Source organism: Colwellia sp. BRX8-4 (genome assembly GCF_014077345.1).
GTDB lineage: Bacteria > Pseudomonadota > Gammaproteobacteria > Enterobacterales > Alteromonadaceae > Colwellia_A.
Genome location: NZ_JACGVS010000025.1, coordinates 15879 through 39072, shown reverse-complemented (window position 1 = coordinate 39072; position 23194 = coordinate 15879). Strand labels below are relative to the sequence as shown.

General features: G+C 37.9%; 18 protein-coding genes. 8 read left to right on the top strand and 10 right to left on the bottom strand.

Annotation, left to right across the window (positions count from 1 at the left end; genetic code table 11):
* Window positions 1-118: 118 nt before the first annotated feature.
* Both H4J56_RS16865 and H4J56_RS16860 read right to left on the bottom strand, forming a co-directional pair.
* On the bottom strand, window positions 119-1474 hold the full coding sequence (locus H4J56_RS16865) for a sodium-dependent transporter (RefSeq protein ID WP_182230283.1): 1356 nt from the start codon (window positions 1472-1474) through the stop codon (window positions 119-121).
* Between the two features lie 241 nt (window positions 1475-1715).
* Entirely contained in the window at window positions 1716-2198 is a 483-nt protein-coding gene (locus H4J56_RS16860) for a YajQ family cyclic di-GMP-binding protein (RefSeq protein ID WP_182216720.1), read from the bottom strand.
* A 145-nt stretch (window positions 2199-2343) separates the two neighbouring features.
* On the opposite strand from H4J56_RS16860, the gene H4J56_RS16855 reads away from it, so the two are divergent.
* Window positions 2344-2706, top strand: a complete 363-nt coding sequence (locus H4J56_RS16855) for a VanZ family protein (protein WP_182259632.1) — start codon at window positions 2344-2346, stop codon at window positions 2704-2706.
* A gap of 1 nt (window position 2707) precedes the next feature.
* Complete coding sequence (locus H4J56_RS16850; protein WP_182216717.1) at window positions 2708-3628, top strand: ketopantoate reductase family protein; 921 nt, start codon at window positions 2708-2710, stop codon at window positions 3626-3628.
* 19 nt (window positions 3629-3647) lie between these two features.
* Here H4J56_RS16850 and thiI read toward each other — a convergent pair whose 3' ends face one another.
* The 3 genes from thiI to pomA form a co-directional block, all read right to left on the bottom strand.
* The gene (thiI, locus tag H4J56_RS16845) at window positions 3648-5102 is read right to left on the bottom strand and encodes a tRNA uracil 4-sulfurtransferase ThiI (protein ID WP_070375870.1); all 1455 of its coding nucleotides are present in this window, start codon (window positions 5100-5102) and stop codon (window positions 3648-3650) included.
* Between the two features lie 194 nt (window positions 5103-5296).
* A complete protein-coding gene (locus H4J56_RS16840) occupies window positions 5297-6235 on the bottom strand; it encodes a flagellar motor protein MotB (RefSeq protein WP_070375869.1) in 939 nt (312 codons plus the stop codon).
* 12 nt (window positions 6236-6247) lie between these two features.
* Window positions 6248-7015 carry a flagellar motor protein PomA gene (gene pomA / locus H4J56_RS16835; RefSeq protein ID WP_182216714.1) on the bottom strand — a complete coding sequence of 256 codons (768 nt, stop codon included), beginning with the start codon at window positions 7013-7015 and terminating at the stop codon, window positions 6248-6250.
* A gap of 513 nt (window positions 7016-7528) precedes the next feature.
* Here pomA and H4J56_RS16830 point away from each other — a divergent pair.
* The 6 genes from H4J56_RS16830 (at window position 7529) to H4J56_RS16805 (ending at window position 17842) form a co-directional block, all read left to right on the top strand.
* Window positions 7529-7792 carry an exodeoxyribonuclease VII small subunit gene (locus tag H4J56_RS16830; protein WP_070375867.1) on the top strand — a complete coding sequence of 88 codons (264 nt, stop codon included), beginning with the start codon at window positions 7529-7531 and terminating at the stop codon, window positions 7790-7792.
* Window positions 7792-8682, top strand: coding sequence for a (2E,6E)-farnesyl diphosphate synthase (ispA, locus tag H4J56_RS16825; RefSeq protein WP_182230286.1), 891 nt, complete (start codon window positions 7792-7794; stop codon window positions 8680-8682). The genes H4J56_RS16830 and ispA overlap by 1 nt, the downstream gene beginning before the upstream one ends.
* Before the next feature lie 37 nt (window positions 8683-8719).
* Window positions 8720-10603, top strand: a complete 1884-nt coding sequence (gene dxs, locus H4J56_RS16820; RefSeq protein WP_182222792.1) for a 1-deoxy-D-xylulose-5-phosphate synthase — start codon at window positions 8720-8722, stop codon at window positions 10601-10603.
* Between the two features lie 194 nt (window positions 10604-10797).
* The gene (locus tag H4J56_RS16815; RefSeq protein WP_182230287.1) at window positions 10798-14433 is read left to right on the top strand and encodes a hypothetical protein; all 3636 of its coding nucleotides are present in this window, start codon (window positions 10798-10800) and stop codon (window positions 14431-14433) included.
* Between the two features lie 156 nt (window positions 14434-14589).
* Window positions 14590-15669, top strand: a complete 1080-nt coding sequence (locus tag H4J56_RS16810) for a hypothetical protein (RefSeq protein WP_182222790.1) — start codon at window positions 14590-14592, stop codon at window positions 15667-15669.
* 181 nt (window positions 15670-15850) lie between these two features.
* Window positions 15851-17842 (top strand): TonB-dependent siderophore receptor, encoded by a 1992-nt coding sequence (locus H4J56_RS16805; protein ID WP_182259631.1) that lies wholly within the window; start codon window positions 15851-15853, stop codon window positions 17840-17842.
* A 70-nt stretch (window positions 17843-17912) separates the two neighbouring features.
* On the opposite strand, the gene ribBA is transcribed toward H4J56_RS16805, so the two are convergent.
* The 5 genes from ribBA to glyA form a co-directional block, all read right to left on the bottom strand.
* Entirely contained in the window at window positions 17913-19022 is a 1110-nt protein-coding gene (gene ribBA, locus H4J56_RS16800; RefSeq protein ID WP_070375862.1) for a bifunctional 3,4-dihydroxy-2-butanone-4-phosphate synthase/GTP cyclohydrolase II, read from the bottom strand.
* 82 nt (window positions 19023-19104) lie between these two features.
* Window positions 19105-19770, bottom strand: coding sequence for a riboflavin synthase (locus tag H4J56_RS16795; protein ID WP_182222788.1), 666 nt, complete (start codon window positions 19768-19770; stop codon window positions 19105-19107).
* Window positions 19771-19825: 55 nt separating this feature from the next.
* Entirely contained in the window at window positions 19826-20962 is a 1137-nt protein-coding gene (ribD, locus tag H4J56_RS16790; protein ID WP_182222787.1) for a bifunctional diaminohydroxyphosphoribosylaminopyrimidine deaminase/5-amino-6-(5-phosphoribosylamino)uracil reductase RibD, read from the bottom strand.
* Window positions 20963-21418: a transcriptional regulator NrdR gene (gene nrdR, locus H4J56_RS16785; protein ID WP_070375859.1), complete on the bottom strand. Its 456-nt coding sequence runs from the start codon at window positions 21416-21418 to the stop codon at window positions 20963-20965.
* 229 nt (window positions 21419-21647) lie between these two features.
* Entirely contained in the window at window positions 21648-22904 is a 1257-nt protein-coding gene (glyA, locus tag H4J56_RS16780; protein WP_070375858.1) for a serine hydroxymethyltransferase, read from the bottom strand.
* Window positions 22905-23194: the final 290 nt, after the last annotated feature.

Below are 23194 nucleotides of genomic sequence, written 5' to 3'. Positions count from 1 at the left end.
GAAAAACACCATCCCACTTACTAACGCATAGTCATCCTAACCAATTCACTGATACTGTGAACATAAAAAAAGCGAGCTTAGCTCGCTTTTTTTATGTTCATTTTTAAATTCTACTGTTTTAAAAAAGATTTAATGAATGAATAAACACAACACCTATCGCTGTTGGACAAACAAACTTGGTATACCAAGGCCAGATTTTCCAAAACACACTATGCTCTGCACTATCATGACCTTGCTTAAGCTCCATAAGCACATCATTTCTATGCCAAATCCAGCCAACAAAAACACAACATAGCATCGCTATAATAGGTTGCCCATATTGCGTAGCAGCAATGGCAACAAAATCGAGCATAGTTTCAATATTTAAAACGATAACCACGCTCAATAAGAAAATACCAATACCAATTAAGGTGGTCGCTTTTTCTCTTGGAAGGTCATGACGCTCAACCACGTAAGATACCGGTCCTTCAAGCATTGAAATAGAAGATGTTAAAGCGGCAATAGACATTAATAAGAAGAAAGCAAAAGCGACAAAACTGCCCACATTACCCATGCTTTCAAATAAACTGGGTAAGACAGTAAAGACCAGACTTGAACCATTGATTAAACTGCCATCATCAGCAAATATCGCCACGCCTTGCGCTTGAGCAACATACATAGCAGGAATAATTAATAAGCCGGCTAGGAATGCGATAGACACATCAATAAGCGTGACTTGTGCACCTAGGGTAATTAAATTCTCTTTTTTAGAAATATATGAACCATAAATAATCATCACACTGGTGCCTAGTGACAAAGAGAAGAAGGCTTGCCCTAATGCGCTAATTAATAAATCAGCTTCAAATACACGGGAAAAGTCAGGGTTCAAATAAGCATTTAATCCCTCAGCTGCACCATCTAAGGTAACAACATAAATAATTAACAGTATTAATAAACCGATCAACATTGGCATTAAACGTTTTGACCATTTTTCTATACCATCTTCAACGCCATGGCGAATAATAAAAACGGTCAAGATCATGAATAAGGCGGTAAAGCCTAAATTACGCCACAAAGATTGTGAAATAACCCATTGCGCTGCATCACTTAAACCAACAAAGGTTAAAACGGGTTCAACGGCATAAGACATCATCCAGCCAGCTAAAATCCCATAAAAACTAAGAATAAGTGCCGCACAAACTATGCCTCCAAAACCAACAAAGAAGGCGAATTTTTTCTGCCAAAGACTGCGTGACATTTTTTCTAACGAGCTAACTGCATTCGCTTGCCCGTATCGGCCTATCAATAATTCGGCCATAAATGCAGGGTAAGCTAAGCAAAAGGCTAAAACTAAATAAACTAAAACAAAAGCAGCACCACCATTACTTGCTGTTTGTGTTGGGAATCCCCAAATATTGCCTAAACCAACAGCGGAACCTGCCGCTGCCATGATAAAACCAATCCGAGAACTAAACCCACCTCTTGAAACACTCATTAAACGTAATCTTTATTATTATTAGAATGCGGTTAATCTACTTAATGTGTCATCAAAACAACAGCGTTAATTGTCTAAAGGTAAGCAATTTGTCACTAAAATCATCGTGTACTTGTAAAGATAAGATTACTTACCAGGTAAAACAAAAAGTAAACGTATAAAAAAACAGCACCGATAGTGCTGTTTTTTAGTATTGAGATATTCACCCTTCAAAGACTGAACGTATGAAGAAAGCTCGGTATTAGTCGCGAAAGTTATTAAACTGAAAAGATTGCTCTAGATCACCTTCACGAATTAATTGCATGACCGCTTGTAAATCATCACGCTTTTTACCAGTCACTCGTACTTGATCGCCTTGAATGCCCGCTTGTACTTTTAACTTACTGTCTTTAATTAACTTAATGACTTTTTTAGCGATAGGCTGCTCAATACCTTCTTTAAATGAAAGATTTTGAGTGAAGGTTCTACCTGTATGTTCGGTATTAGAAAGGGTAAGGGCTTTAGCATCGATATTACGCTTTGCCAACTGTACGCGCACCATATCTACCAGTTGTTTTATTTGAAAGTCACCTTCAGCTTTTATTACCACATTGGGCTTTTTCCATTCAATGCTCGCTTCAACACCACGAAAATCAAAACGCGTTTCTAATTCTCTCTTGCAGTTTTCAGTTGCATTTCTTACTTCTTCCAAATTAATTTCGGAAACGATATCCATTGAGGGCATGATCTTGACCTTTCGATAATTCAATAATTTAAGTGTTGGCAATCTTAGCAAGATTACCACTAGTGGGTAAAGGTGATCGCAACCGCTATTTTCACATGTTATGATGAATAATTCTAAACTAATGACTTCATAAAATTACCCTTTAATGAAACGTTACATTCAACTACTAATTATATTAGTTTTTTTACTGGTATTAGCACTGATTTTTTTGATCCCTGACGATTTAAAAACCACCGTTATTAATAAAATACAAATAGATACTATTGGCCATGTTATTGGTTTTTTTGGTCTGACTTGGATTTTAGTCAGTTTGATGAAACTACCTTTAATCAATACGGTTATTTGTTTATTTTTTTATAGTGCATTGACTGAATTAAGCCAGTATTACTTAGGCTTTCGCAGTGGGGAATTTTTTGACTTTGTCGCTGATGTTGTAGGCATATCTTTCTTTGCTGTTCTTCAGTGGATTTTTTTACTTTATCAACAGCCCAAAGGCATAAAAAGATAAGATGAATATTGTTATTGTTGGCCAAGGTGCAATAGGTTTACTTTGTTATCATCGGCTTTCTCAAGCGATAATTAACCAACAAGGTGATAACTTAGTGTCATTGTGGCCGTCAACGCCAACAACATTATCTGATTACCTTTTTAGTGAAATGAATGATATTGCAAAAAGCTTTCCATTTACAATGGCTGATAACCAATTAATAGCCAGTGCTGACGTTATAATTTTTTGTGTAAAATCTTATCAAGTCACCGATGCGTTGAAAGCTGTTGATCATTTAATCAGTGACGATGCAGTTATTATTCTTACCCACAATGGTTTAGGAACTCTCGAAGAAATTAGCCCACGACTTAAACCATCACAATGTTTATTGGCTTTGTTACTTACGCAAGGCGCTAAAAAAGTCGCCCCTTATCATGTTAAACATACCGGTATGGGCCATAGCGATCTGGGTATTATTTATGGGACGCTGGACTCAATAAAGCAAAAGCAATTGTTAGAACACCTTAATAAAAGCCTGAAACAGCTTAGCTGGCAAGAAAACATTCAACAAGCGCAATGGAAAAAGCTAGCCATTAACTGTGTGATCAACCCTATTTCAGCACTAAACGACATTGAAAATGGTGAAGTAAATCAAAAAGCTTACCAAAGAATGACCGAAGATATTATCAGTGAAGTCGTTGCTGTAGCGACGAAGGAAGGCGTAATATTAAGTGAAGTTTTATTACGACAGCTAATCCATAATGTTGCTAAAAGCACCAATAGAAACACCTCTTCGATGCGCGCTGATGTGCGTAATAAACGTCGTACAGAAATAGAGTATATCAACGGTTACATTCACCGTTTAGGGGAGAAACATAAACTAACCACAGCGATGAATACTCAACTATGGTTAGCTGTTAAAGCACTTGAGGATAAATATTGACCCGAGTTAACGAGTCATATTAAGGACGGTAAACTTTAACGTTCTTATAGCCTTCACCAATTAAGTAAAGTGCTTGTAGCTTACTCATTATACCTTGATCACAATACAGTAAATATTCTTTGTCTTGCTCTAGCTCACTAAACTTATTAGATAGCTTATAAAAAGGAATATGAACAACGTTGACGTTTTCAAGTTCTAGAGGATTTTCGTCTTCTTCATCAGGGCTTCTAATGTCAATAACGATTGAATCGCTAGGAAGATCGTCTACTGTATCAACTGCATGAATTTCTTCTTCACTTTCTTTACCAATATCACGTATATCGTACATACGCGTTGCTTCAACAACCTTGTCTAAAACATCAAAATCAAAGTTTTCTTCTTCTGCTTCAATTTTAGATAATACCGCTTTAATGGTTGGGCGCTTTGATATTACACCACAATATTCCGGAATAGTTTTAGCAAAGTCTTCAGTACCAATTTTACGGGCGATATCAATAATATCTTGTTTATCATAAGCGACTAATGGACGGAGAATTAACGTATCAGTAACTCGGTCTATCACATTTAAATTAGTTAATGTCTGGCTAGATACTTGACCTAACGCTTCACCCGTAACTAAAGATTCTATATTCGCTCTTTTCGCTATTTTCGCAGCAGCACGCATCATCATACGTTTTAGAATAACGCCCATTTGACCGTTTTCAACATTTTCTAAAATTTCAGCAACAACCGGTTCAAAATCAACCGAAAAGAACTTTACTTTGTGTGATGCACCGAATTTATTCCATAAGTAGTAACTCACTTGTTTTACGCCAACTTCATGCGCAGCGCCACCCAAGTTAAAGAAACAGTAATGAGTACGAGCACCCTTTCTGATCATTTGAAAACTTGATACACCCGAATCAAAACCACCTGACATTAATGATAAAACATCTTCTTGGCTTGCTATTGGGAAACCACCTAGTCCTTGATGTCGTTCTGTGACAATAAATAAGTATTCATCTTTTATTTCTAATCGAATAGTTACATCAGGTTTTTTCAATTTAACTTTAGCGGATTCAACGTGCTCGTTTAAACCACCGCCAACATATTGTTCAACTTGTAAGGAATTGAAGTCGTGTGTTCCAATTCGTTTAGCTCTTACACAAAACGTTTTATTTTCAATTGTCTTTTCGTGTGCTGCTAATGTTTTTTCAAAAATGTTATGCACATCTGTATAGGTTGTTTGTTGAACTTCAAGAAAATGAGCGATGCCCGGCACACATTTTAAGGTATCAATAAGTGCCAAACGATTTTTAGGACAGTTATTTTTAGTATTAACCTCTATATTATCCCAGTTTGCCTGAGTGGTAATTTGCTCATCAACACGTCGTAAAACATTTTTAATGCTGGATTCTAAAATTTTAGTAAAGCGCTTACGAACCGGGCGACTCTTTACAGCAATTTCAGATTGGAGTTTTACGATGAATTTCATGAACAAACGACCCTAAATATAAAACTAGACTAAAGGCCATAATCGGCCGACAAAAATAATGGCGCGAATTATACACGAAATTGAAATAAAGAGTAAGTTGAAATGAAGAGTAAGTTGAAAAATGTACGCTAAGCAATAAACGGGGGTTTATCACTTAACGCCATCACGATAGTTGAATTTATCGGCTTAATTTATTATTTAATAATAGAAACAGGTTCGGTTTCCTTTGCTTTACCTTGGTTAATTGAAATCTCAACACGACGGTTTCTTCTGCGATTTAGCGCGTTAGTATTAGGCACTACCGGTCTTGTATCGGCATGACCAACAACCAGTAAACGTGACTGGTCAAACTCAGGGACTTTAATTAATTCATGAGCAATAGCGACAGCTCGTTTACTTGATAAATCCCAATTTGAAGAAAATAACTCTGAACTAATACCGCGATCATCTGTGTGTGCAGAAACCATAATTTCACCCGGAACCGTGTTGAGTAGCTCACCTATTTCTCTAATAATAGGGCGAAACTGTGGTTGTAAAAAAGCAGAACCCGAAGGAAAAGAACCATTTTCACGAATACGAATAATCACTTGTTGTCCGAGAGATTCAAGCTCTATGGCACCATCTTGAATTTGTTGTTCTAATTGATCAGCAATTTTTTTAACTAATTCATTTACTTGCTCTTGCGAAGCCTGCTCTAATTCGTCTTGGGCCTTTTGCATTGCTTGGGCTGACATTTCATCTGCAGTACTTTGTGATTGTCCACCACGTTCTGTACCTCGTTGTTCTTGTCGACCACCAGCAGAGGTTTCATCACCTGCTTGAAACTCTAGCATCTGTTGGGTCATTTCCATGGTTTGCTGTTGAATAACTTCTATAGGTGTTGGCTCAGGTTTACCCGGGCGAAATTCTTGCGCAATAATACTGGTGCCTTTAGGAATATCTTTTACTTCAATCTTATTTTGTACACCAAACGCAAACTTCATCGAACCTGCAATTTGTTTAAACTTTAAAACATCCATTTCAGAAAAAGATAACAGCAAAACGAAAAAGCACATCAATAGTGACATTAAGTCAGCAAAAGTACCCATCCAAGCGGGAAGCCCCGGAGGTGGACATTTACATTTTTCAGCCATAAATTACTCCCGTTACTCTTCTTCTGTGGTATTTACAGCACGTTTACCTTCAGCAAGATAGTTTTTAAGTAACCCTTCGATGACACGTGGATTTTGTCCGTCTTGAATACCCAGAATAGCGTCAAGAATAAGCTCCTGGTTCATTTTTTCTTCAGCAAGGCGAAGCCTGAGTTTTGACGCTATAGGAATGGCAATAACGTTAGCGAGGAATGCTCCATATAGGGTTGTTAGTAGTGCAACCGCCATAGCTGGACCAATAGATTTGGGGTCATCCATGTTTGATAACATCGCAACCAAACCAATTAAGGTGCCAATCATGCCCATCGCGGGTGCCACATCAGCAAGTGCCATCATCATACCTACGCCTGTTTCATGGCGTTCAGCAGTAAGCTCAATATCTTTTTTTAGTGTGCCACGTACTACATCTGCATCGTGGCCATCGACCAACATATCGACCCCTTTTTGCATAAAGCCGTTAGTTATCTCTGCTTCTTCTAAAGCCAAAAACCCCCCTTTACGAGCGGCGTCAGCCATTTCAACTGATTTTTCAATAAGGTCGTCAGGCTGTTCAATTTTAAACATAAAAGCCTTACCTATAATTTTCCCAATTCCAAAAAACTGACCAAGATTATAGTTAGATAAAACAACAAATATTGAACCACCAAAAACAATAATAACTGACTGAACGTCAATAAACATGCCGATATCACCAGACAGCATCATTGCCATAATGAGTAAACCTATTGCGCCTACTACACCTAATATTGTTGCTATATCCACAAAAAAGTCTCCACAAAAAAATGATACGGATAGTCGTATTATTTGATAATACATTAAGGTATTACGATACGCGAATACTTATATTCTTATCCACACTCGTGATTTAACCGTAACCATCCAAAGCGCGCAGTTAAAACTGCATATGAATGGCTTACGGTTCTATAAGTTTATTATCGCCCATATTGTCAATAACTTAAGTAATTAGTCGCTATTTTTAAGGTTAACTTTGCTGAACAAAATAATTGTTCAATATCTTTAACAACGTATAGCCCAGAGACAGTTAATACTGCCAACTAAATTCGCCATATTTAAGCTTACCCAATTTATATTTATCTAGTTATCGTTAACCGCAGCGCTTTAACGATAAATATAAGCGCCAATATAGTCATAGAATGACCGACAATAGAAAGTATATGATAGTCATTAAGGGGCAAAAGCATTTGAAGTTTATTGATTAATTAAGGCGTTTGGTATAAATTTGCGCCTAGATATTTAATCACTGAACTCTCGATGATGGCTAAGAAAAAAATAGAAAACTTAAGCTTTGAAGAATCACTCTTAGAACTTGAAACTATTGTTCAGAATTTAGAACAAGGAGCATTGAGTTTAGAAGATTCAATGACCCTTTTTGAGCGCGGCTTAAATCTCAGCCAAGCCAGTCAAGAAAAGTTAAAAAATGCAGAACAAAAAATTCAAATTTTACTGACTAAGAATGGTAAAGCCCAACTTGAAGATTTTGAAAACGAAGTTGACTCAGAAAGTTTGGGTAGTAATTAGTGACCCAATTATACCAACTCGACTTTTATCAAACGCGCATTAATGAATACCTTGCCGACAAATTAGCCGCTTATGAAATAAATGATCAAAAATTGCTATCAGCAATGCAATACGGCCTATTAATTGGTGGTAAGCGTATGCGTCCTTATTTAAGTTATATTACCGGTGATGCACTGGGACTTGAATTATCTGACGTTGACGGTATTGCGGCAGCATTAGAATGTATCCATGCTTTTTCATTAATTCATGATGACTTACCTTCGATGGATGATGATGATTTACGTCGTGGGCAACCAACTTGTCATAAAGCGTTTGATGAAGCGACCGCTATTTTAGCAGGTGATAGTTTACAGACACTTGCCTTTGATATTTTAGTTAATCATAACTTTAGCGCCGCGGTTGAATCAAAACGTATTAGCTTAATCCGTCAATTAGTCAATGCTTCAGGTTACCAAGGCATGTGCGGTGGACAAGCACTTGATATTTCTGCGACCGATAAAGTGATCACTTTAGTTGAACTTGAAAAACTACACTCACTAAAAACAGGTGCGTTGTTAAAAGCTTCTGTGACCATGGTTACAGAGTTAAGTAACGATATTTCTGCCGATGAAAAGCACCAACTCGCCATTTTTGCTGATCATATTGGTTTAGCCTATCAAGTGCGCGATGATATAATTGATATTATTTCTAGTGAAGAAGAACTAGGAAAACCAGCAGGTTCAGACGTTTCCTCTAATAAAAGTACCTACCCTGCGCTATTAGGTTTACAGGGCGCTCAGCAAAAAGCTGACAACTTATATCAACAAGCACTTCAAGCTTTAGCAACTTTACCCTACAATACAGATAACTTAGCTCAATTCGCGACGTTTATTATCAAACGCGCTCATTGATCTTGCTCTTGCAATTTAAAGAATAAACAAAATAAATATGACTATAAATCTTGCCGACTACCCTTTATTGGCCAATATAAATTCTCCTGACGATCTGCGCATGCTAAATAAAAGCCAGCTAATTCAGGCCAGTACAGAACTGCGTAGTTACTTATTAAGTTCTGTAAGTAAAAGTAGTGGCCATTTTGCTTCTGGATTAGGCACAATAGAATTAACGGTCGCATTACATTATGTTTATAAAACGCCTTTTGATCACCTGATATGGGATGTTGGCCATCAAGCTTATCCACATAAAATTTTAACGGGTCGGCGCGATCAACTGCATACTATTCGTCAAAAAGATGGTTTGCACCCTTTTCCGTGGCGTGAAGAAAGTGAATATGATGTATTAAGTGTTGGCCATTCAAGCACGTCTATCTCTGCGGCACTCGGTATGGCTGTTGCTGCAGAACAAGAAGCCAAAAATCGTAAAGTTGTTGCTGTTATTGGTGACGGCGCAATGACAGCAGGTATGGCTTTTGAAGCGTTAAATCATGCTGGTGATATTAAAAGCGATATGCTGGTTATTTTAAATGACAATGAAATGTCAATTTCAGAAAATGTTGGTGCATTGAATAATCACTTTGCTAGATTGTTATCTGGCAGTATATATACAGGAATACGCGAGGGTGGTAAGCGCATACTTAAGGGTATTCCACCTATTAAAGAATTAGCAAGTCGTGCCGAAGAACATTTAAAAGGCATGGTTGTACCCAGTACCTTTTTTGAAGAGTTAGGCTTTAATTACATTGGCCCTATCGACGGTCATGATGTCAATGGTTTGGTTGATACCATTACTAATATGCGTAACTTAAAAGGGCCTCAAATCCTTCATATTGCCACTAAAAAAGGCAAAGGTTATCACGCAGCAGAGCAAGACCCGATAAAATATCATGCTGTCCCTAAATTTGATCCCGCACAAACGAGTTTGCCAAAGAGTAAGCCATGTTTACCCACTTATTCAAAAATATTTGGCGATTGGCTCTGTAGAACAGCAGAAAATAATGATTCACTAATAGCCATTACACCTGCCATGGGTGAAGGCTCTGGCATGGTTGAATTTAGTCAGCGCTTTCCTAAGCAGTACTTTGATGTCGCGATTGCAGAACAACACGCGGTAACTTTTGCTGCGGGTCTCGCTATTGGCGGTAAAAAACCGGTAGTCGCTATTTATTCAAGCTTTTTACAGCGTGGTTACGATCAATTCATTCATGATGTGGCGATCCAAAACTTACCCGTTTTGTTCGCAATTGACCGAGCCGGTATTGTTGGCGCAGACGGGCCAACTCATCAAGGCTCATTTGATTTAAGCTTTATGCGTTGTGTTCCAAATATTGTTATTATGGCACCATCGGATGAACGAGAATGTCAATTGATGCTTAGCACGGGTTTTAAGCATAATGGTCCTGCGGCTGTTCGTTATCCAAGAGGGTCAGGCAACGGTGCGCCTTTACCTGACATCAGCGAGACAATTGAAATAGGTAAAGCAAAAACTATTTTAGAAACAACCACTGATAGTGCTGAGCCGAAGGTTGCCATTTTAAACTTTGGTAGTACTTTTGATGAAGCTAAAGTAGCGGCTCAACAATTAAATACTACGCTCATTGATATGCGTTTTATAAAACCGCTTGATGTAACACTTATCGACCACATTGTAAAAAGCCATAGTGTTATTGTGACCGTTGAAGATAATGCAATTGCAGGTGGCGCAGGTTCAGCAGTCAATGAATATATACTAAGCCAAGGTGTTGCGATTAAAATATTAAATATTGGCTTACCTGATACCTTTATCAAGCATGGTACCCAACAAGAGATTCATCAAGAACTTGGTTTAGATAGTAAAGGTATTATTGATAAAATAACCCATTTTATTGAACGCTAAATATTGTTAAAACGCCCACCAAAAGTCACTAATAATAGTTAATTATTAGTGACTTAATCTTTATCCCCCTTCTCTTTCCTTCTAATTATTCTTAGATTGTTACGACTAATTATTATTTTTTCTTTAAAAACTTGTCTTTATCTGCTTAAATAATATACGTGATATATTTCTCATATATGAATAAGGATTATTTAATGAAATTCACTCAAAATATTATTTCTCTTGCGCTAATTTCAGCCCTCACCGCTTGTGGTGGCTCCAGTAGCTCTAGTACTAAACCCCCTACAATAGCACCACCACCTGCTCCAGTCCTCATACAAACCGTTGTCAAAGGTAAAGCGATAAAAGGCACAATAGCAAACGCTGTGGTTACTGTTTATAAATACGTTGACGGAAAAGCGGTTAAACTTGAAGATGCCGAGTTAGCTGCATCTTCAATTATTACTGAAGATGATGGTAGCTATACCATTACCCTTTTAGATTACGACGGCGCTATCAAAGTAGAATTATCTGTAGGTGAAAACACCACGATGATATGTGATGCTCCTGCAGGTTGTGGTGAATTAGCCCACGGCGCCCCAATAGCACTAGCCACTGTTGATCCAACCTTAGTCTTATCAGCGATTTCAACCGTAGGGAGTGATAATGCAGGGACCGCAAATGTAAATATTTCAGCTCTCACCCATTTAGCCGCAGCACTTATAGAAGCCGATGAAAGCGGAGTTAGTGAAACAACAATACAAGCGCACTCTTCTATTATTGCCAATGCTTTTAATATTATGGGCAGTTTAACGGCACTTGAGCCAACGGCTGTCGAAAATGCAGCCAGTGTTGCAGGTGAAGATAATGTTAATGAGTTACGCTACGGCTTGATCAATGCTGGCATTATGTCTGTTTTGTTTGCCGGCCAAGAAAATGCTACGGGTGTTCTATCAAATAGATTAGCCGATGTTATTGAAGATATAGTCGAACACAATGGCGCATTACTGGTACATCAAGATGATAACGATGAAGGTTTTGAACTGTCTTTAGTTGAAGTTCTTGATAGTGCTGGCGATGTCGCAGCTGCTGCAGCTCAAGCGATAGCTGCAGATCCAATATTATCAAGCCAAGATAACAGTGAAATACTGGGCGAGCTTGACCAACAAGAAATCACCTTAGAAAATCAATCAGAATATGAAGAGGCCAATGAAGATGAAGATGGCCGCAGTGAACCTGAAACGGAAGTACCAACAACAGGTGATGCTATTGCTAAAGCAAAAGCTATGGTTGCTGATGTGCGTCTCTTTAGTCATCTATTTGAAGTGGGTAAAGAAGCCAATACCGGTGTAACTACCGAAGGCGACAAGTACATCGAGCTCATTGATAGTGCTGGTTTAATGGTTGAGGCTGAAGCAGCGAGCTTTTTATTACTAGCAGACGTTACCGACGCCTTATCAGAAATGGGCATAAGGTATGAAGCAGGCACCATTACGGAGGGAACCTTCCCAATAGGCCCATTTTTGAGTATTGATGGTGCGGTAGGTTCTATAACGCTTGATGAAGAAACGGCTAATGGCGGCATATTATTTAAAATCAGTGCCACTTCAGGTAGTGAAAAAATCAGCTTAAATGCTTCTGCTGTTTTTGCTGAAGACGGCTTAAGCATTGTTTTAAACCTTGATGGTTCAATTGAATCAGCGGGTGCCATGCTATCGTTAACTCAAGGTAGTTTCGCAAAAGTTAACCTTGATAGTGCTATCAGTCGAACCTCACTTGAAGATGATACCTACGCAGGAGAAATAACCTCAGGGGAGTTATCGCTTGAAGTTATCTTAGAACAAAAAGCAAGTGATACGGTAATAGACCCCGTCGCTTTTACTGGCATGATTAAAACTAAGCTAATGCCGGTTAAATCACATGTTTTAGATGCAGTTGAACAATATGCAAGAGATGAAAATTACATAATTATTAGGGATGAAAATGGTAACCCTATGCGTGAAGTTGATCGATACTTAAAGAGTACCGAAACTAATATTCTTCCAGAAATGCTAACCTTAAGTGGTGGGTTTAGCTCGTTAGAAGGTAACTTAATTAGAGCAACTTTAACTGTTAACATTAAAAACTTAGAAAATTACGAAGCTCCTGAATTTAAATACATTGGCGCTCCGGTTGCCGATATGTATACGATTACCGTATCTGATGATAAAAACACTCTGAATGCAATATCTTCAGAGTTAATGTCTCAACCTGTCGATTATACTTTTGTTTTTACCTCTCATGACACACAAGGTGCTTGGAGTAGCGAAGAAACAATTTGGAATCCAGATCAATCTACTGAAACACCACATCGAGTCAACACTACAACACGAATTCCTCGAACATATGGCACAATGGCTGGCTTTGATACTGCAACCAATTTAGACGAATGGGCTTTCTTCGAAACAGTTACTCCAAATGATGATAATGGTGATGGCGTTGCTGATAGTTACACTTGGAAAGGCTATTCGGGTTCTATAATCAATGACGATTACGCTTTAGTTAATAATGAGGGTGAAGTTCATGATTTAGTAACACCTGAATGGGGCTCAAGTAGCTATGATACATTTGAAGAGTTAATGGAAGCACATAGAATGTATCCCGCTTCAATAGCGAATGCAGCAGATGCATTTATATTTGAGATTAAAGCATTTGAACGTAATGAACTTGAAACTAACTTAACGACAGGTGCTCGTGCATCAGTTTTCTTTAGCGATAATGATTATTCTGCAATCGCTGAAGGGGGGGTCACAGTAATTGCTGCAAATATTACTTCGAGTTTGCCAATTGAAGATGTATTTACAATAACGGTGAGTGATGACAGCAACACAGTTACTGTAAAAGACGATACTTATACTCGAGTCTATGGTGTTGATTATACGAACACGGCTAACTTTACCTTTACTCGCCATGTAACAAGTAATATCGGAGACGAGGTTACAGATATAAGAACTTTTTCAACGAATGATGTTGATTTAGATGTAGAAGAGCTCTTAATAAACCGACACGCTTCTTTTGGTATAGACGATGAGTTTTATCTATTAGTTCGAATCACTCCTATTGATGAAAATAATGATGGTTTAGCTGATTACTTTACTCAATCATACACATATAGCGATTACATCAATGAAGAAGGCGTATTAGTTGATGAAGATGGTATCGCTTTAATAGAGAATCCTTTTTATGCATTTGATACTTGGGAGAGTGCTGAACTTCATTGGCAGATACCTTTTAATCCTTTTTCAACAACAAATGCTTTAGAAGCTTATAAGCAGTTTATAGTGAATGGAAGAGGATCTTACTTAACAACATATATCGACGGTGTAGGTTCAGTGGAAGCAGAACTATCAACCGAAGATATTGCTTCAATAGTTATAGGTAGTACAACCTTTTCTGGTGTTAACACGCATCCAGATAGTGATGAATCATTAGAAAACGAAGATGTTTTCTTAGATTTAAGTGCTGCGCTCTCATTAGAAGCAACTTTAGGTGATTACCAAGTAAACTTAATGCTATCAGGTCAACGTACCGCTTTTGATGACGGTAAGTTCGATCTTGAAATGAGTTACAAATTGCCTGGCGATGAGAATATGCGTAAGTTTGTTGCCCATATGAAAACTGATGAAGAAGGCTCTTTTAGTGTAAATAACAGCGAAGGTGTATTACTCATAATGAATGATGTGGAAGATTCAACATCCGATGTTATTGGTAGTATTGTAGTAGGTTCTTCAGCAACTAAAGTTGCAGATATAGAAGATCGTGATGGTGTTATTTGGTTTGTATTTACCGATGAAACAACCGAAACATTATAACCTCTATCATTAGCTAAACAAAAAGTAGAGATAAAATACCAGTCATGTGTGTGACTGGTATTTTTTTATTTATAAGTTAAGTTGTTTTATTAAACTTAAACTTTGTTTAACTACAATAAATATCATGGAAAACACGGCTAGAACTTAAGGAAGTTAATGAACGTTAATTATTTATTTTTATTACTATTGATATTTTTATCCACTTTTTCTCAAGCTTCAACAAAAATTGAAGTATTTACCACAAGCCAATCATTTAGTAATATTTTACCCGTTAAGCAACTGATTACTGACAACTGGCGACAATCACCAGAAAAAAATGCCAGTGACGGTTTTACACAAAATGAAGTGGGTATGAGCAGTTATTGGCAGCACTTGTCATTGAGTGTTGCACAACGCTATGATTATTTTGTTTATTCAAATCCCGATACAGCAAAAGTATTCTATTTAGACAAAAACGATTTAGCACTCGACACACAAGAAAAATATCATATCGCATTAAAGTTATTCCATCAGCGTAGTAATGGTTTACGTATCGGCTATAAATATGAATTTGAAAACTTTAGTAGTGAAATACGTCTCGGTTATTGGGACTTAAATGTCACGAGGGAGTCTAACTTAACGGGTACCCTTGCTAGTGATCTTAATGGCAATATATCTGCCATTGCACAATTAGATGAGTTTTATACTGCCAATAATTTTTTAAAGCGCCGCAACAGTAACGATTGGGATGCCGATGGCACAGGTATAACGATTGATATTCATTTACGTTGGCAGCTAAACCAATACTTATCTATTAACGCTGACTTAAAAGATATCTATAACCATTTTACCGTTGACGAATCTGGCTTTAGTGCGGGCAACATAGATACCGATGGTACTTTTATTAATAGTGTTGGCGGGGTCGCCTACTTACCTGTTTATCGTGGTAAAGAAACAACCAGCAAACATCAGTTTAAGTTACCTAAACAATTAAGCTTTATCGGTTTTTATCATCACAGCGAGCAAATAAGTTATCTAGCGCGTTATAAAAGACAGGGCGAGCAAAATTTTTATTATTTAGGATTCGATATCGCACACGAAAATTCATCAACACGGATTTCATTTGATATTGAAAATACCGCCCCAGAAATCCAATATAAAAATGACTGGCTTTCAGTTACCTTTGCGATTGACAGTCTTAAAATAGAACAGGCAATGTTATTAAATTTAGGCTTTAATCTCTACTATCGCTTCTAAAACTAGCCATTGGCTAAAGCCATATAACTTTTAGCTTACTTTGAAAACACAGTAAATTTAGCCTTTAATCTCGACTTTCACTTCTAAAGTTAGCCGGTGGCTGAAGTGATGTCGCTTTTCGCTTGCATTGCACGGGAGAACCAACTAATTTAATGACAAAGCTATTAATTTTTTAATTTATATGAAAATTTTCGTTTGGATTATTAGCTGTCTTTTCATTGTACCCCTTAATAGTAGTTTTGCTGCTGTCGTTGAAAAAGACATCTTTGATCTCAGCATAAAAGAACTAATGCAAGTACGTATTAGTTTAGCGACAAAAACTGAAGAAACTGTTCTAACAGTACCTTCAACAATCACGGTCTTTGAACGCACTGATATTGAATCATTAGGGGTGAAAAATGCCTATGATGTGATGAATTTTGTTCCTGGCTTTCAAATGACTCGTGGTGATTGGGTGGGAGCAGTCCCGAAAGAACATGCACGTGGCGTTTATTTAGACAATGGTTATATTCTTGTTATGCTCAATGGCGAACGACTTAATGAAGTTTCCTTTGGTAAAGCTTCCGTTTATACCCCCTATATTCCCATTGATATTATTGAACGTATTGAAGTTATTCGAGGTCCTGGCTCAGCGCTTTATGGCAGCAATGCTTTTTTAGGTGTGTTAAATATAATTACTCAACAATCAGTTAAGCAGCTTAAAGTAAGTATAGGTGAAAAAGGTTATCAGCAACTTTCCTCTAGCTGGCAAAAGTCGCTCTCTAAAAACTTACGTTTACACAGTAATATTTCGATTGAGAAGTCTAATGGCCATCAATATACCTCACCATTGAATCGCCAAGTTAAAGACCCCTATAGTAATACCTATTTAGAACTCGGTGCACACTATAAAAATAATAAACTTAACATCCGCTACAGCGAAAATGAACTCGATGAATTTATTAATCTTGGTGGCTATTCTGTCGATAATATCCACACCAGTGAAAGCTTTTCAATATCGGGTAAAAGTAAGATATGGCACAATGACAAGCATCAACTAGAGATTAAGGCGTCTTATAGCCTCTTTGAAATCAAGTCTGCTGGGATGGCCTTAGCAAAAGAGTCTGGCCTTATCGAAAATGATTTTTTGGTGGGGCCCTTTTGGCGCACTCAATCAAGCGATGTAAACCTAGATCACAGTTGGATAGTTAATCCACGTATTCATCTCAATTCTGGGGTTGAATATCGCCGCGCTAATCAATTTCAATCGGGTAACGCCGTCACTTACTATGATTATCAGCAAGAGCGGATTATCGTTAGTGATGAAAACTATCTCGACAAAATTGTCGCTATCGCTGTGATGCCTGAAACAAAAGCGTTAAACCAAGCCCAAGAAATGCATGGAATTTACAGTCAACTCAAGTGGCAAGTCGCCAATAATATTAGTTTATTTTTAGGGGCTAGGTATGACAATGTGATAGATATTGATCATAAACTGTCACCGCGTGCCGCAGCCGTTTGGCAAGCCAATAAAAACCATAGCTTAAAACTGCAATATGGTGAGTCATTTCGTACTCCGGTAAACAACGAACTTTATTCAAATGACAGTGTGACTAACGGCAACCCTAATTTATCCTCAGAGTTTGTCAAAACAACAGAGCTCGTTTGGATATATCAACATAATGATTTTTCCAGTGAACTGGTCTTTTTTCATAATGATTTACGAGACTTTATAAATAAGGTTCCTGACGATGGCGACGCACAATTTACTTTTGTTAACCATGTTGATATGGAAATTAGTGGTTTGGAAAGCAGTGCCAGTGTTGAATTAACGCCAAAATTACGTTTTTCACTCAATTACACCCATCTCTTTGATGACCCCATTAACGAGAGTTTTAAACACTTTGGTAGCGCCAATTTAAGCTATAAGTCAGGACAATGGAAATTCAATGTTAATGGTATTTGGCGAGATGAAGTAACACTACCTCCAATTAATGATGTCCGTTTTATACAAAAACAGTATTTTTTAATTTCAGGTAAAGTCACTTATGAGCTTGATAAAAAACAGCAACTTTCATTAATTGCGCAAAATTTACTGGATAAAGATTATGTTGTCTTCGACCCAAGAGTATTTAACGGTGAAGTACCAGGAAAAGGCAGAGAAATATCAGTGAGTTATCGCTATCAATTTTAACGTAATCACAAGCTTAAATGTTCATCTATAAAAATATTTCTATAGATGAACAAACTCGGACTAACGTTAATTATTCCGCTATATATTCAACAACTTCAAGACCAAATCCTGATAACGAATGATACTTAGTTTGTGAACTTAACAAGCGCATCTTACTAACACCTAAGTTAGAAAGGATTTGTGAGCCTACGCCAACGTTACGAGAGCCAACATGACGCTTTATTTCATTAACAACTTCACCCGCATCAATTTTTGCATACTTTTCAACTTGAGAAATTAACTCCGCAGTAGATTCATGCTTACCTAAAAGTACTAAAACACCGCCTTCTTTGGCAATTTTTTCTAAAGCATTAGCCATTGGCCATTGAGCAACACTCTCACGTTGGCTAAATAATAAATCTCTAAAGGTATTTTCTAGATGAACACGAACTAGTGTTGGTTCGTCAGCTTTAATCTCACCTTTAGTTAGGGCAAAGTGCGCCTGTCCATCAATGGTGTCTTTAAATACTGTTAAATCGAATTCTCCAAAGGCTGTTGGTAACTTACATTGAGAGACACGTTCAATAGTGGTCTCATTAGCATTTCTATATTCAATTAAGTCGGCAATGGTGCCCATCTTTAAATCATGCTTTTCAGCAATAATTTCTAAGTCTGGGCGGCGCGCCATAGTACCGTCTTCATTGAGTATTTCAACAATAACGGCGGCAGGCTCTAAACCCGCTAAACGCGCTAAATCGGTTCCAGCTTCCGTATGGCCTGCGCGATTTAATACACCTCCATCTTTGGCTATTAATGGAAAAATATGCCCCGGCTGAACAATACTTAAATGATTAGCATCTTTGGCAACAGCAGCTAATACAGTCGTTGCACGATCGCCAGCAGAAATCCCGGTAGTTACTCCTTGAGCGGCCTCAATTGACACAGTAAAATTAGTGCTAAATTGAGCGTCATTTTTTTCAACCATCAAAGGTAACTTGAGCTGCTGGCATTTTTCAACCGTCATCGGCATACAAATTAAACCACGACCGTGAGTCGCCATAAAATTAATGGCTTCGGGGGTTACTTTTTCAGCAGCCATAATGAAGTCACCTTCATTTTCTCTGTCTTCATCGTCCATCAAAATGACCATTTTACCTTGAGCAATATCGTCAATAATTTCTTGTGGGGTATTTAAATTCATGATCATCTCTTTTATTTAATTTTTTTTCATAATTTTGAGGAATACAATAGTGCGCTTGATATACAAACGCTACCTTGTTTGTTTACTTCATAAAACCGTTACGTGCTAATAGTTCATGAGTCACACCAGAACTATGGTGCTCGGCCGTGCTAGCGGCTTTTTTTGTTAATAGCCTTTCGATATAACGGGCGATTAAGTCAACTTCTAAATTGACTTTAGTGCCCGCTTTATATTGAGCAATAATGGTTTGCGCGTTAGTGTGAGGAACGATCGTTAGACGAAATTTATCATCGGTGACACTGTTAACTGTTAAGCTCGTGCCGTCAATTGTGATAGAGCCTTTTTCGGCAATGTATGGCGCTAAATCACTTGGCATTTCAAGCCAGTATTCTAGGCTATTACCATTATGTTCAATCGAGGTTATTACAACCACAGCATCGACATGGCCAGACACCATATGTCCGCCAAAACGAGTGGTGGGTAACATGGCTTTTTCTAAATTAACAGCCTGCCCTGTTTGATAATCAACAAAGCCAGTACGCTGTAAGGTTTCATTAGAAACATCGGCACTATAAGTTGATGAGTCAAAAGCGACAACGGTTAAACAAATGCCATTGGTCGCTATTGAATCACCTAATTTAACATCACTCATATCTAATAAACCGGTGGAAATAACAATTCTTGCACCCTGTCCAGTAATGTTTATCGCTTGAATGCTACCAACTGCTTCAATTATTCCTGTGAACATAATCACTCTTTAAGTCATTTTTAGGTCAAGTAAAACTCAACACCATACTAAAATTTTACGGTAAAAGTTTAGCAATAATACGGATATCTTTGCCGATCATACGTAAATCAATTATATTTAGTTCTTTTGCTTGGCTCAAGCTTTCAATGCTTGTCATATTCACTAAGCTTTTACTGTCTGCACCCATCAATTTAGGGGCTTGATATAAAATCAATTCATCGACTAAATTTTGTTCAATAAAAGCACCCGCTAATCGAGCACCTGACTCAATGAGTACATCATTTAAATTTAGCTTAGCTAAATATTGAAGTAATGCATGTAAGTCAATCTGTTGTTCATTAGCTAATGTATTGACTACAGGTAAAACCACCTGCTTTACAAAATGAGGCCATTGATGAATGTTTTCAATGGTACGACGAATTAAAATTATTGGGCTGTGCTCATTAAATAAAGCTAAGTTAGGCGTTAAGCGATTTTTTGTATCTATAATCACTCTTATCGGTTGCCTAACGTCTTCCTCTTGATAACTATCTTTTAATTCCCCTAGCTCAGACCAACGTACCGTCATTTTTGCATTATCGGTTAATATACTGTCAGCACCACTGATAATCGCACAACTTTGTGCGCGTAAACGCTGAACATCTTGTCGAGCTTGAGGCGAAGTAATCCATTTACTTTCACCATTTTTCATCGCGGTTTTTCCATCTAAACTCGCCGCTAATTTACAACGGACGTAGGGCAAACCTGTGGTCATTTGTTTGATAAAACCAACATTTAAATCTTCAGCCGCTTGTCTCAATAAACCGTGTTGCGAAGATATTTCCGCTTGTGCTAACATTTTTAAACCATTACCAGCAACTTTAGGATTTGGATCAACCATCGCCGCTATGACATGTTTAATACCGGCAAGAATAAGTCCTTTAGCACAGGGTGGCGTTAACCCATAATGACTACACGGCTCAAGTGTTACATAAGCGGTTGCACCTTGCGCATTTTTACCCGCCATTGCTAACGCGTTAACTTCAGCATGGCCTTCACCCGCTTTTTGATGAAAACCTTCTCCGACAATTTTACCATCTTTTACCAAAACACAACCAACGCGCGGATTAGGCGAGGTGGTATAATGTCCTTGTTTGGCAAGCATTATAGCCCGTTGCATAAAACGGTAATCTTCGGCTGAAAATTCTTTCATCTATTTTTCATTACCTAAGCGCGCAATTTCTTCACTAAATTCGCGAATATCTTCAAAAGAGCGATAAACCGAGGCAAAACGCACATAAGCGACTTTATCTAATTCTTTTAATTGTTCCATGATGATATTACCAAGCAACTCACTCGATACTTCTCGCTCACCAGTGGCACGTAGCTTTGATTTGACTTTATTAATCGATAGTTCGACTTGCTCGACACTCACCGGACGTTTTTCGAGTGCTCGCACTAAACCATTACGCATTTTATCTTCATTGAAAGGCTCACGTGAACCATCATTTTTAATAATACGTGGCATAACTAACTCAGCAGTTTCAAAGGTAGTGTAGCGCTCATGACAGGCTAGACATTCGCGGCGACGGCGAACTTGATGACCGTCAGAGACCAAACGAGAGTCAATGACTTTGGTATCTAAGGCTCTACAAAAAGGACAATACATGGAAAGCTCCAAAAAAGGTTATACCAATCCCAATAAGTATATTTTTATCTTAATGGACTCGGTACTTTCGACACATAGCTCTGTTTAATTGACAGAAACAATAATGGCCGCTAATGCGGCCATTTTAGTCTAATTAAGCTATTGTTACATTAACTTATTTATAGCTTTTCCCATTAGACTTTAAGCGCCACAGCTATATCGCTTAAGACACTAAAGTCGTTAGCTTAATTTACGCGTATACAGGGAAGCGTGAACAAAGTTCTTTAACACTGGCTTTAACATCAGTAACCGTCTGTTCATTGTTGATATCGTCTAAAATATCACAAATCCAACCCGTTAATGCTTGAGTTTCAACAACGCCAAAACCACGACGCGTAATAGCCGGAGTACCTAAACGTAAACCAGAAGTTACAAACGGAGAACGTGGGTCGTTAGGTACTGAGTTTTTATTTACCGTAATATGGGCACGGCCTAATGCAGCATCAGCATCTTTACCTGTAATATCTTTATCAATTAAGTCAAGTAACAATAAGTGGTTTTCAGTGCCGTTAGAAACAACTTTGTAACCGCGTTCCTGAAGAACAGCAACCATAGCTTTAGCATTGTCTAAAACATTCTGTTGATAAACTTTAAACTCAGGTTCTAATGCTTCTTTAAATGCAACCGCTTTAGCTGCAATAATGTGCATTAATGGGCCACCTTGGCCACCTGGGAAAACAGCAGAGTTTAATTTTTTATAGATAGCTTCATCATCACAACCCGAAATAATTAAACCGCCACGAGGACCGGCTAATGTTTTATGAGTAGTTGTAGTAACAACATGCGCATGTGGCACTGGGTTTGGATATAAACCGGCGGCAATTAAACCAGCAACATGAGCCATATCAACGAAAAAGTATGCGCCAACACCGTCTGCGATTTTACGCATACGTGCCCAATCAACAACACCAGAGAAAGCAGAAAAACCACCAATGATCATTTCTGGTTTATGTTCTTGTGCTAAACGTTCCATTTCTTCGTAATCTATGTCACCTGTTTCTGGGTGAAGACCGTATTGAAATGCTTCGTAAGACTTGCCAGAAAAACTAACATGAGAACCATGCGTTAAATGACCACCGTGCGCTAAACTCATTCCTAACACTTTACCACCTGGAGTAACAAGCGCTTGAAAAACTGCAGCATTAGCTTGAGAACCAGCATGAGGTTGCACGTTCGCGTAAGTTGCGCCAAATAATTCTTTTGCACGGTCTATGGCTAATTGCTCAGCGATATCTACGAATTCACAACCACCGTAGTAACGTTTGCCTGGGTAACCTTCAGCATATTTATTAGTTAATTGAGAACCTTGTGCTTCAAGAACACGCGGGCTACAGTAATTTTCTGAAGCAATAAGTTCGATGTGCTCTTCTTGGCGAACTTTCTCATTGCTCATCGCTTGATAAAGTTCCGGGTCAAAATCAGCAATATTCATATCACGTGTAAACATGGTTTTTCCTCAATTATTCAGCCTTAGCTGTTACAGACAATTGTCTAATGGATAGCAAAATTTATGCGGCGTATATTGCCTGAAATCAGCTCAGTTGTACACGGATAAAGGTACAAGCTTTAGCTCATTTAGTAATCTAATATGCCAAGAGTGTTGCTGTTATTATCGATAAAAACTTTTACAGCTTTGATCAACGTTAACAGCAAATAGAATATAACGAAGAAAAAAAGCAATAACAAGAAATTTAAAACAGAAATAAAGCAGAAAAACAAAATATAATCTATTTTATT